Origin of the sequence: Brevibacterium sp. XM4083 (assembly GCF_006489205.2) — a bacterium.
Taxonomy (GTDB): Bacteria; Actinomycetota; Actinomycetes; order Actinomycetales; family Brevibacteriaceae; genus Brevibacterium.
Genome location: NZ_VFYR02000001.1, coordinates 366,545 through 378,610 on the forward strand (window position 1 = coordinate 366,545; position 12,066 = coordinate 378,610).

11 protein-coding genes are annotated in these 12,066 nt (G+C 64.6%); 3 read left to right on the forward strand and 8 right to left on the reverse strand.

The genetic code is table 11. From position 1 onward, the window contains the following. The first annotated feature begins 272 nt into the window (after window positions 1-272). On the forward strand, window positions 273-1,538 hold the full coding sequence (locus tag FJ887_RS01555) for an alpha-hydroxy acid oxidase (protein WP_137824506.1): 1,266 nt from the start codon (window positions 273-275) through the stop codon (window positions 1,536-1,538). Between the two features lie 15 nt (window positions 1,539-1,553). Here the strand turns inward: FJ887_RS01555 and FJ887_RS01560 are convergent, their stop codons facing one another. Beyond that, window positions 1,554-2,210, reverse strand: a complete 657-nt coding sequence (locus FJ887_RS01560) for a response regulator (RefSeq protein ID WP_137824507.1) — start codon at window positions 2,208-2,210, stop codon at window positions 1,554-1,556. Continuing rightward, complete coding sequence (locus tag FJ887_RS01565) at window positions 2,210-4,060, reverse strand: sensor histidine kinase (RefSeq protein ID WP_137824508.1); 1,851 nt, start codon at window positions 4,058-4,060, stop codon at window positions 2,210-2,212. The genes FJ887_RS01560 and FJ887_RS01565 overlap by 1 nt, the downstream gene beginning before the upstream one ends. Before the next feature lie 163 nt (window positions 4,061-4,223). Between FJ887_RS01565 and FJ887_RS01570 the strand changes: the two genes are divergently transcribed. Both FJ887_RS01570 and FJ887_RS01575 read left to right on the forward strand, forming a co-directional pair. Beyond that, window positions 4,224-5,717, forward strand: coding sequence for a CitMHS family transporter (locus FJ887_RS01570; protein WP_140954838.1), 1,494 nt, complete (start codon window positions 4,224-4,226; stop codon window positions 5,715-5,717). Window positions 5,718-5,730: 13 nt separating this feature from the next. Continuing rightward, on the forward strand, window positions 5,731-6,192 hold the full coding sequence (locus FJ887_RS01575) for a universal stress protein (protein WP_137824510.1): 462 nt from the start codon (window positions 5,731-5,733) through the stop codon (window positions 6,190-6,192). A gap of 147 nt (window positions 6,193-6,339) precedes the next feature. Here the strand turns inward: FJ887_RS01575 and FJ887_RS01580 are convergent, their stop codons facing one another. From FJ887_RS01580 to FJ887_RS01600, 6 genes are all read right to left on the reverse strand, one after another. Continuing rightward, entirely contained in the window at window positions 6,340-7,335 is a 996-nt protein-coding gene (locus FJ887_RS01580) for an HNH endonuclease (protein WP_212743276.1), read from the reverse strand. 146 nt (window positions 7,336-7,481) lie between these two features. After that, the gene (locus FJ887_RS18245; protein WP_283202122.1) at window positions 7,482-7,604 is read right to left on the reverse strand and encodes a hypothetical protein; all 123 of its coding nucleotides are present in this window, start codon (window positions 7,602-7,604) and stop codon (window positions 7,482-7,484) included. A 680-nt stretch (window positions 7,605-8,284) separates the two neighbouring features. Beyond that, window positions 8,285-8,986 (reverse strand): response regulator, encoded by a 702-nt coding sequence (locus tag FJ887_RS01585; protein ID WP_137824511.1) that lies wholly within the window; start codon window positions 8,984-8,986, stop codon window positions 8,285-8,287. Next, complete coding sequence (locus FJ887_RS01590; RefSeq protein WP_140954837.1) at window positions 8,983-10,110, reverse strand: sensor histidine kinase; 1,128 nt, start codon at window positions 10,108-10,110, stop codon at window positions 8,983-8,985. Before FJ887_RS01590 ends, FJ887_RS01585 begins: the two co-directional genes overlap by 4 nt. Before the next feature lie 88 nt (window positions 10,111-10,198). Beyond that, the gene (locus FJ887_RS01595) at window positions 10,199-11,032 is read right to left on the reverse strand and encodes an ABC transporter permease (RefSeq protein WP_137824513.1); all 834 of its coding nucleotides are present in this window, start codon (window positions 11,030-11,032) and stop codon (window positions 10,199-10,201) included. Further along, entirely contained in the window at window positions 11,029-11,949 is a 921-nt protein-coding gene (locus tag FJ887_RS01600) for an ABC transporter ATP-binding protein (protein WP_137824514.1), read from the reverse strand. Before FJ887_RS01600 ends, FJ887_RS01595 begins: the two co-directional genes overlap by 4 nt. Between the last annotated feature and the right edge of the window lie 117 nt (window positions 11,950-12,066).

The window sequence follows — 12,066 nt, forward strand, 5'->3', positions numbered from 1 at the left end:
GGTGCCGACGCCTCCGCGCTGTCCGGTGCCGGCTCGGGCGTCCTGTCAGGTGCCTGCCCTGTACTGGGGTCGCCTGACGCAGGGGGCCTGCCGTTCATGCTCTCGCTCGACGTGCTCACTCCTCGTCCCTTCCCTTCGTCGGCCACCGCCTCGGCGCCGGGATGCTCTTGACGCGCTCCCGACCACAGTCCTATGCTCACATTAATGGTCTGACCTCATAAATGTCATACGCATTCGACGATTCGCATGCGACGATCCGAAGGAGCCCACCTATGAAGCGGCAGATCCCCAAGCCCGCGGAGATCTTCGAGCTGATGAAGTTCAAGAAGTTCGAACTCGACGGTCGGAAGCGTCGGCTCGATGCGGCGCTGACGATCGAGGATCTGCGGAAGATCGCGAAACGGCGCACCCCCGCCGCGGCGTTCGACTACACCGACGGCGCCGCCGAGGGCGAGATCTCGATGCAGCGCTCGATGCAGGCCTTCGAGGACATCGAGTTCCATCCCGCGATCCTCAACGACGTCTCCCACGTCGACACGACGACCCAGATCCTCGGCGGCAGCTCGGCGATGCCGTTCGGGATCGCTCCCACCGGGTTCACGCGGCTCATGCAGACCGAGGGAGAGATCGCGGGAGCCTCGGCCGCCGGTGCCGCGGGCATCCCCTTCACGCTCTCGACGCTCGGCACGACCTCGATCGAGAACGTCAGGGCCGCCAACCCGTACGGCCGCAACTGGTTCCAGCTCTACGTCATGCGCGAGCGCGAGATCTCCTACGGCCTCGTCGAACGCGCCGCCGCAGCCGGCTTCGACACCCTCTTCTTCACCGTCGACACCCCCGTCGGCGGGGCCCGTCTGCGCGACAGCCGCAACGGGTTCTCGATCCCACCGCAGCTGACCCCGCAGGTCGTCCTCAACGCGATCCCCCGACCCTGGTGGTGGTGGGACTTCCTGACGACGGAGAAGCTCGAGTTCGCGTCCCTGTCGGAGACCGGGGGCACCGTCGGCGAGCTCATCAACTCCGCAATGGACCCGACGATCGACTTCGACGACCTCGCCACGATCCGGAAGATGTGGCCGGGCAAATTCGCCGTCAAGGGCGTCCAGACGCTCGCCGATGCGAAGAAGCTCACCGACCTCGGCGTCGACGCGATCGTCCTGTCCAACCACGGAGGCCGGCAGCTTGACCGCGCACCGGTGCCGTTCGAACTCCTCCCCGAGGTGGTCCGCGAGGTCGGCGACGACATCGAGGTCATGCTCGACACGGGCATCCGCAACGGCGCCGACATCGTCGCCTCGCTCGCCCTGGGCGCGGACTTCACGCTCATCGGCCGCGCGTACCTCTACGGGCTCATGGCCGGGGGACGGCAGGGCGTCGACCGCACGATCGCGATCCTCCGCGAGCAGATCGAGCGGACGATGAAGCTCCTCCAGGTCTCGACGATCGCCGAACTCGAACCGCGCCACGTCACGCAGCTCAAGCGCTTCAGCCGCGACGACCGGCAGGCCATCGACGACGTCGAACGCGAACTCGGCTGACCGCGGGGTCGCGGCTCAGCCCGTCTGGTAGAGGTGCTCCGGGCGACCGGTGCTGCCGTACTGCAGGGTGACGGTGACCGCCCGGGATTCGGCGAGCTTCGCGAGATGCCGCTGCGCGGTCGCCCGGGACGCGCCGACCGCCTCGGCGATCTCCAAGGCCGTCATCGGCTGCTTCGTCGCCTCGAGGGCATCGAGGATCCGCCCGGTCGTCGACGACTTCGTGCCCGGTGACGACGTCGATCCCGGGGCGGCGGTGTCGTGGAGGCTGCGGAGCAGCCGGTCGAGGTCGGACTGCGCGACCTTCTCCCGCTCCCAGAACCGCTGGTAGCGGGCGTAGCGGCGGAGGAAGCCGTGGAGATGATCGGCGGCGAACGGCTTGACGATGTAGGTCAGGGCGCCCGCGCGCAGGGCCGAGCGGACGATCTGCGGGTCGGCGACGGCGGAGAGCACGGCCGCGTCGACATCGGTCTCGCGGATGAGATCGACGCCGGTGCCCTCTGGCAGGACGTAGTCGACGAGGAGCAGGTCGACCTCCTCTTCTGCGAGGACCTTGCGCGCCGTGCGCAGATCCTGGACCGGGTCGAGGGCGCGGAAGCCCGCGACGTCATTGACGTACTTGCAGTGGATCTGCCCCACGTAGAAGTCGTCGTCGAGCACGAGAACATTGACCATCAGCTCACTCCTTGCACATCGTCTGCGTCGTCGACGAGGACGTCGGGCAGGATGACGCCGAAGCTCGCGCCGCCCATCACCGGGTCGTGGCCGTCGACGAGCCACACCCGCCCTCCATGTCGTTTCGCCACCCGGCGGCACAGCGCCAGACCGAGGCCGTGCCCGTGCGCGGCTTCGACGCCATCACCGCCGGTGGACTGCTGGGTTTCGCGGTCACCGCTGACGCCCTCGTCGAAGATGCGTTCGGCATCGGCTGCCTCGATGCCGATCCCGGTGTCGGTGACGAGGCCGTGCAGCTCACCGTCGGCGCTGAGCAGCTGAACCTCGACGACCTGGTCGCCGTTGCCGCTCGGCAGCTTCGCCGTCGCCGGGTCCCGGCCCTCGAAGGGCCCTCGCGCCGAGGCGGTTCCCCGCTCCGTCGCACTGTCCGCAGGTGCCGCGTCCGGGGAGGACGCGGCCGCGGCCGTGCCATCGGCTGCCGGGTCGGCGGACCGGCTGCGCACGACGGCGCGCACCGCATTGTCGATGAGGTTGCCGAGGACGAGGGTGACATCCTCGGGGTCGGTGACCTGCCCGACGACGAGGGAGTCGGGGGCCACGCGCACACTCACCCCCGCCTCGGCGGCGGTGGTGCCCTTCGCCTCGAGCACGGCGCGCAGGTACGGGTCGGTGATCGTCTCGATCCCCTCGACCGGGGTGGTCAGGGGGCCAGTGCCGAGGATCGACTCGAGGTAGCTGTGGGCCTCGTCGGTGGCGCCGGTGTCGACGAGGCCGAGCACGGTGTGGAGCCGGTTGGCGAACTCGTGGCGCTGGGCGCGCAGCGCCTCGGCCATCGCGGTGACCGATTCGAGCTGCCGGGCCATCGTCAGCATCGTCGTCTCATCGCGCAGGGTGACGACACCGCCGACCTCGACGCCGTCGCGGCGCACGCGCACGGCGGTGGCCAGCAGGATCTTGTCCCCGACGCTGACCCGCCGGCGCAGCGCCCCGCGTTCGGGAGCCTCGACCATCATCGTCCGGATCGCCTGGGGGACGTCGTCGATCGTGCGGCGGCGCTCGTCGTCGATGTCGGCGTCGCCGGCGAGGAGGTCACGGGCCGCAGCATTGCTCAGGGTGAGCTCGTTGTCGGAGTCGAAGCCGAGCACACCGTCATCGAGGCCGCGCAGGACCGCACCCTGATCGCGGGCCATCTCGGCGAGCTCCTCGGGTCCGACGCCGAGGGTCTCCCGTCGCAGTCGGCGGCCGAGGGCGAAGGAGGCGAAGATGCCGATGCCCAGGGCCAGCACGGTGACCGAGCCGAGGGCGATGAACTCCCGGCGCAGGTCGGCGTTGAGGACGGAGGTGTGGATGCCCACCGACACCTCGCCGACAACGGTGCCGTCCTCGGTGCTCGAGTAGATCGGAACCTTGGCCCGCACCGTGCTGCCGAGCGTGCCCGCCTCCTGCGTGACCTCTTCGCGTCCGGCCAGCGCCGCCTCGGGGGAGGTCGAGACGCGCTGGCCGATGAGGTCCTGGTTGGGGTGGGTCAGGCGCAGGCCGTGGTCGTCGGTGATGACGACGAATTCGATGTCCGACCGGGTCCGGACGTCGCGGGCGATCTCGCCGAGCGGGTCCGTGATCTCCGCCGACGCCGGTTCCTCCGTCGCCGAGGCGCGGGTCGCGCCCTCCCGGACGGCGGACGCCGAGGCGAGCGTGCGGGCGGTGGCGAGTGCCTCGGTCTCGCTGACATCGGTCACCGCTTGGGCGGCCATCCATGAGAACACACCGGTGACCAGGGCGAGGGTCGCGATGATGACCGCGAGCTGGCTGAGCAGGACACGGCGCGAGAAGGCTCGGGAGGAGCGTGGCACTCCTCCACAGTAGCCAGTGCTGAGCAGAATGCGCAAAAGGGACAGAACGGGCAGAACGCGATCAGTGCACTTAAACGCGCGCCGTCCGGTCGGTCGGCCCTAGCGTGTATCGCGCCTCACAAAATCCACAGGCGGTTCACAAACGTCTTCGAAGGAGAAGTCCGTGCTCGTCATCCTCGGCTTCGCCATGATCATCGTCTTCATGACGCTGATCATGACCAAACGCCTCTCGCCGATCCTGGCGCTCATCATCGTCCCGACCATCTTCGGTCTCTTCGCCGGCGCCGGTCTGGGAATCGGCGAGATGGTCATGGAAGCGATCGCATCGATGTCGTCGACGGCGGCGCTGCTGCTGTTCGCCATCATCTACTTCGGCATCATGATCGATGTCGGGCTGTTCGACAAGCTCGTCGAGTTCATCCTCAGGATCGCCGGCAACGACCCGGTCAAGGTCGTCCTCGGCACCGCCCTGCTCACCGGCGCCGTCTCCCTTGACGGCGACGGGTCGACGACGTTCATCGTCGTCACCGCCGCGATGCTGCCGATCTACCAGCGGCTCGAGATGTCGCCGGTCGTCCTCACATGTGTGGCCGGCCTCATCAACGGCACGCTCAACATCGTGCCGTGGGGCGGACCGACGGCCCGGGCCGCCTCGGCGCTGCAGATCGACGCCAACGAGATCTTCACCCCGATGGTGCCCTCGCTCGTCGTCGGCCTTCTCGTCTGCTTCGTCTTCGCCTACTTCCTCGGACTCTCCGAGCGCCGCCGCCTCGCGAAGAACGGCGTCACCTGGGTGACCGGGCTCGGCACCGGGCGTCCCTCGTCGCGGAAGTCCGAGCTCGTCGGCGCCGTGGCCCGCGCCGCCGCGGGCTCCGGCTCGGCCGGCACCGCCGCCGGTTCGGGAAGCGCCGGCGCCACCGGCACGGGTGCTTCGGTCGGCGGACCCGACGACGGTGCCGACGGGAACGCTGCGGCCGCCTCGGCGAGTGGGAACTCCTCCCTGGCCAACACCGCACTCGATCCCAACCGTGCGACCCTGCGCCCGCACCTCTTCTGGTTCAACCTCGCGCTCACAGTGGCCGTCATGGTCACCCTCGTCCTCGACGTCCTGCCGCTGCCGTACCTGTTCATGATCGCCATGGTCATCGCGCTCATGGTCAATTTCCCGAAGATCAAGGACCAGCAGGAGGAGCTCGCCTCGCACGCCTCGGCGATCATCGCCGTCGTCGCCATGGTCATGGCCGCCGGTGTGCTCACCGGCATCATGAGCGGCACCGGCATGGTCGACGCGATGGCCGCGTGGCTCGTCGACGTCATCCCGGAGGCGATGGGACCGTACATGGCCGTCATCACCGGTCTCCTGTCGATCCCGGCGACGTTCTTCATGAGCAATGACGCGTTCTACTTCGGCATCCTGCCCGTCCTCACCGAGACCGCCGCGCACTACGGGATCTCGGCCGCGGACATGGCCCGTGCCTCGATCACCGGTCAGCCGGTGCACATGCAGTCGCCGCTCGTGCCCGCGATCCTCCTGCTCGTCTCGCTCGCCGGCGTCGACCTCGGTGACCACCACAAGAAAGTGCTGTGGAGGGCGCTCATCGTCTCGCTCGTCATGCTCACCGTCGGCGTGCTCATCGGCGTCATCGCGATCGGATAGGGGACCGCTGCTCATGACCGACTTCTACTCGACTCCGACCGGGCACAGGCCCGTGCCGTCGCTGCGCATCGCAGGCTCGGCCGACGTCGACGACATCGCCAAGACCGTCGTCGTCGCCTACCGCAACGATGCCCCCGCGGCCGTGCTCACACAGGCGATCGCCGCGGCGCGACGGGAGGAGGCGGCGCTGCGGATCGTCGTCTTCTCCACCGACAGTCCCGCCGGTCCGATGGACAACGACCCCGCGGAGACGGAGGAGCTGGCCGGGATCCTCGCCGAGGCGGGGCTGCCCTTCGAGATCCAGCGCGCAGACGCCGACGTCGCCTCCCAGATCCTCGACCTCGCCGAGGAGTGGGCGGCCGAACTCATCGTCCTCTCCACCCGGCGGCGGTCGACGATGATGAAGCTGCTGCTCGGGTCGAGCATCCAGCGTGTCATCCTCGAAGCCGACTGCCCGGTGCTCGTCGTCAAGTAGGGGTCGGGCAGGGGTCAAGCTTCAAGTGTTCATGACTGCGAAGTGCCCGGCAACTGACTAAAGAGCGCGTTTGAGGGGAGTGATCTTGGTTGACTCTGGACACTTGATCCGCGTCTACTCACTGAGTTCAACCATCTCGGGTCGGGATTAGAACTTGTTTGATTTCGACCGATTGCATCGCCAGCAGAGAGTTTGCAAATTTTCAATCTCCGAGAGTCCGCCCTTGGAGATCGGCTTGATATGGTCTACTTCGAGCAGTAGATGGGGTTCGGCGGCGAGCGAGACTGAACAATAGCGACACGTGTGGTTGTCTCGGCGTTTGATGAAATTTCGGAGACTGGCCGTCATCAGTGCTCTCTGGCCAGCGGCACTCTTCCTGAACTTAAGCTTCTCGTCGATGCGTTCAATTAGAGCATCAACTGTTTCCGAGTTGAGTGTAATCGTAGTGCGTTGCGAACTGTTTCCACCAGCACTGACGTACTCAAACACATAGACTGGGTACGGGACGGTCACGGGAGAGACCTCGACTCCCACCTGCTCATTGAACTCGTCTGCGAAGTATTTGAGGATGAAGGCTGGTGGATTGATCGACCTGCGAATGCTTGACTCGCGCATGTACAGATTTTCAATGGCCGATTCCAGACGAGATATATCGTTCCCAAGCCGTTCGGCGTCTCTCAGGCTCTCTTCATCGATAGGCACCTCGAAGTACTTCATCATGTATTTGATCGGATCACCGCTGGCGTTGCGCACGACCTGAAGTGAACAGTTATGAACGTGATCCGACTGGTAATCGGCGATGTTCCTATCGCGACGATAGTTGTGGTGACTTGTGTTCTCAAATGTTGCTAGATGAGCGTGTCGACCTGTGGTAGAGACACCCAGATCGAACGACCCTTGCGCACGTATCTCCGACGTATAGTTGGAGACCGCATTGTGCTCGGCCACGAATGATGACAGTGCCTGCTTGTGAGTTTGGAACTCATCACTGGCAAAATACCGATTCTTGCGAATGTTGCGCACGATTTTGGGGATGATGACCGCGCCCGCCCAGATGATCGCAATAGCCAACGCAAGTGGCCAGAACTGGACCACTAGGAAAACCAACACGATCAGTACGACGAGGACAATGATGACTGGCATGGCTAGATGAGCTCCTTAGCGGCTTGGTGAAGGGGCTGCTGTGGCATCACCGCCGACTCGTCGACGCTTAAGTTGCCCCTTCACATTAGAAGTGTAGTCATCACCGCTGACGTGGAGGTATGTGGTGATCAGAATGTTGCACCTTTTCAGTCACGACTAGCCCTCAGCTTGTAGTTCGGCGCGGGGGCGATGTGATTCTGCGCCAGCTTGATGGCGATTTCGGAGCCGATTTCGCCATGGACCTTCCGCAGATTCCAGTGCGTCGCCATGGACTTTCCGCGGATTCCAGTGGGTCACCATGGACTTTCCGCGGATTCCAGTGGGTCACCATGGACTTTCCGCAGATTCAGGTGGGCGGCCAAGAGCCTTTCGCGGATTCGAGTGCGTCGCCATGGACTTTCGGCGGATTCAGGTGGGTGGTCATGAGCCTTTCGCGGATTCGAGTAGGCCGCCCGCGAGGGGTTCGAGTGAGTCCTAGCCTCCCGAATGAGGCCAGTGCTGCCCGGTAACAGGGTGTGCGCCACTTCCACGGTGATTCTGCGCCACCTCGATGGCGATTTCGGAGTCGATTTCGCCCTGAACCTTCCGCGGATTCCAGTGCGCCGCCCTGAACCTTCCGCGGATCCCGCCCTCTGCCCAGTGCTGGCGGGCCCGAATGCGCCGCAGCCGCCTCGGCGGCAGTTTAAGATCCCGCGGAGCTTGTCATAACAGAGTCGCAGTTGACTTCATTTGGAATAGTGAAAACCATGACGTCGCGGCAGAGCCAAGTCATGACGTCACCGATTCCACCGGCGACCGATGATGTGATGCTCCGGCCAGGCGAACACGGCACATACCCAACATGACCATGCCTGTTCTTAAGGCCGGGAGCACGTCTTCTTAAGGCCGTTAGCACGTCTTGGCAAGAGCCATCCACCCTTCAGCTGCCAGCACACGCAATTGACTGCGACTAACCGGCATCGTCCCGATGATCCGTTCCGATCAAGCCGGATTCGAAGGCGATGATCACGGCGTTCACGCGGTCGCGCGCGTCGATTTTCGTGAAGATCCGCCCCACATAGTTCTTGACTGTGGATTCCGCGAGCACGAACCGTGCGGCGATTTCGGAGTTCGTGGCACCGTGCCCGATCTCGACAAGGATCTCTCTTTCCCGGGCGGTCAGACGTTTGACAGCTGTGGACTCGACGCGCGAATGTCGGCGTGCAGGGTGCGCCCCATCTGCCACCAGACGACTGATCAGTCGTCTGGTGGCAGATGGGGCGATCACGGCATCACCGATAGCGACAGCGCGAATGGCTGAGAGCAGATCGCCGGGCTCGGCGTCCTTGGTCAAGAATCCACTAGCGCCGGCCTGAAGGCCATCGAGCACATACTCGTCGAGATCGAAGGTTGTCAGCAGGAGCACCTTCGGGCCGAACGGCGACGAGTTCTTCTGCTCCATGATCGCCCGTGTCGCGGCGATGCCGTCCGTCCCGGGCATCCGAACGTCCATCAGTACGACGTCCGGTTCTCGTGATTCTGTGAGCTGAACGGCTTCGTCACCGTCGCCGGCTTCGCCGATGACTTCGATGTCGTCCTGCCCCGCCAGGAACATGCTCATGCCCATTCGCTGCAACGGCTGGTCATCGGCGATCAGGATTGTGATGGTCAAACTCCACCTCCGCCGTGCCGGTCCGACCACTCGCGGTGACCGCTGATCGGGATGCTTGCAACGACCCGCCACCCAAAAGCGGTGGGGCCAGCCGCAAGAGTGCCGCCGAAAGCTTCGGCCCGACCGCGCATGCCCACGATCCCCTGGCCCGATCCTGGGCCAGAGTGGCAGACCTGAACGGGAGCAGCGTTGCTGTCTTCTACCCGCACCAGGACCTGCAGGTCGTCGCGTTCGATACTGACGCTCACTTGCGCGCTCTCACCGGCGTATCGCAGCGTGTTCGTCAGAGCTTCTTGCACGATGCGGTAAACGGCCAACTGGATCCCGCCAGAGATGTCGTCCAACGAACCGACACGCTCCAAGCGGACACGGAGACCGGCCCCGCGCACGGACTCGACGAGGTCATCCACCCCGCCGATGCCCAGATTCGGAGTCAGCGGTGCACCGGCAGGGCTCTCATCGAATCGGAGGACCTCGAGCACATGCCGCATCTCGTGCATCGAGGCCCGGCCAGCGTTCCCGATTGCCTCGAATGCACGCTCGGCATCCCGCGGCGCGTTTTGCACGGCGACAACGCCGCCGGTCGCCAGAGAGATCATCACCGACAGGTTATGACCGATGATGTCGTGCAACTCCCTGGTAATACGAGAACGCTCAGCCGCGACGGCCGCTCTAGCGGCATGCTCGCGCTGCTCGGAAACTCTCCGCCGCTGGAGGTGGATGTGTACCCCGCCCAGAAACGCTGTGGCGCACATTGCCGCCACCGCGAACGACGAGTAGACGCGGTCAGGCATTCCAGATGTCGAATCGGCGGGGGCGACGAACGCGGCCAGGCCTGTGACGGCCACAACCACCGCCATGCGAATGAGCCCTCGGTCACCGTGACGCAGACCGACGTTGAACACCAGCAACCACACCATGGGATAGACCCACGGAAGGTCGAGATCTGTCAACGGTGTCAGCAGCGCGATCACAATCACGCCGCCGAGGGCCACCGCCAGAGCGCGCTGGGGTGTACGGCGCCGCCACAGTGTCGCCCCGCCGACAACCAAGCAGAGCGCAATCCCGATCCCGTCGCGCAGTCCGGAGCCATTGGCCGAGATGACCATGAGCACAAGAGCCACCACCAGGTCCCACCACAACGGGTGCCTCCGGTCGAAAGCACGCACCCAACGCAACAATCCGCTCACGTTACCCCTACATCCGGGACGATCACACGTCCCGCCGCTTCAACAACAACCAGGCCGCCCCGCCGAGCACAACCAACCAACCGAGCAGGACTATGGCTGCCGTCCCGCTGCCATACGGATCCGCGATCAAGCCACCGGAGCGGATCACATTGATCGCGGCCAGGGGCATGAAGTCAGCGAGGCCAGCGACATTGTCGGGCACGAGAGAGGGTAAGAGCTGCGGTCCAAGCTGGAAGACGCCGAAGTACAGGCAGATGGCCGCGGCGGCATTGCGCGTCAGACCTCCCAACGCCAGACCGAACACGGCCCCGAACGGCAAGGCAGCTGTAGCTCCGAGAACGCCCCAGAACATCCGAGGATCAAACAATGACATCCCATCGGCCGAGGGAACAGTGCCGGTGATCTGCACGATGACATAGAGCAGCAACGACATCACCATCGCCAACACTGCAGTCACAGCCGCGAGAACAGCCGCCTTCGCCATGAACATCCCAGTGCGGCGAGGGACAGCAATCAGACTCATTCCTATGGAGCCACTGCTGTACTCGCTGGTTATCGCGAGAACGCCCGCGATAATCAGCACGATCATCCCGAGGGGGTAGACTGACGTGAAGGCGAAGGGGATATCCCCGGCCTCCCCGCTGGAGAACTTCGTCCCATCGATGATGAGGTAAGCCGTCATGGCAGTGGTCGCCACAAACGCCGTCAGCACGGTGTACACGAGCGAACGCACCGACCGCAGCTTCGTCCATTCAGAGAGCAACAGCCCGAGCGCAGTGACCCGGGCGGCTCCCAGGTCGTCCTGATGTGGCCTCGAGAGAGTCGTGGCCAGGGAATTCTGTGCCGCGCCGTTCATTCCGCGACCTCCTGAAGGTGTGCGCCGTGCACAGGGGCGCCTTGCGTGATCTGCATGAAGGCTTCCTCCAACGAAGCCTGATGTGTCTCGAGCCCGTACAACACTATACGTGCCCCCGCGGCGATGCTTCCGATCTCGCGCGCAGCGAGACCTTGCACATCGAGAGTTTCGGAATCGGTCGATGACACACTCACACCCGGCCCCTGCAGAGCTCTGGCCAACGCCCCGGCTTCGGGTGTGATGACGCGGACAGTCTCCGGCGAAACCGAAGCAACGACCGCATCAACCGATCCGACGGCCAGCAACTCGCCACCGCCGATGACGACGAGGTCTTCGGCGATAAGGGCGAGTTCGCTCATGAGATGCGAGGACAAGAACACCGTCCGCCCTTCCGCCGCGATCCGGCTGAGCAGCGTGCGCAACCACAAGATGCCGTCCGGATCGAGACCATTCGTCGGCTCGTCGAGCACCAGGATCTCCGGGTCTCCGAGCAGCGCAGTCGCGATCCCGAGACGTTGGCCCATCCCCAAGGAGAAACCACCAGCTCGCCGGAAGACAACCGACCGGAGACCGACCATTTCCACGACCTGCTCGACGCGCCGCCTCGGTATCCCGTTGGAATACGCCACGGCCAACAAGTGGTCGTAACCGCTGCGTCCCGGGTGCACACCCCGAGCATCGAGCATCGCACCCACGTGCCGAAGCGGATCGTTGAACTCACGGTAGTCCCTGCCATCGATGCTGATTCGTCCCGTCGTCGGCCGATCAAGCCCGACAAGCATCCTCATCGTCGTAGATTTCCCGGCACCGTTCCTCCCAAGGAACCCAGTGACGACCCCAGGACGAACAGTGAAAGACAGATCATTGACGGCAGTCGTCGCGCCATATCTCTTGGTCAGGTTCTCAGCTGTAATCATGACGTCCACGATATGAACACCAGAACGCAACGAAACCTGTCCGAGGTACGCACTTCAGCACTCACGGCAGTACCGCAGGCCTGCGCCCAGCGTACTGCTCGACTGAAGCAGACCCTT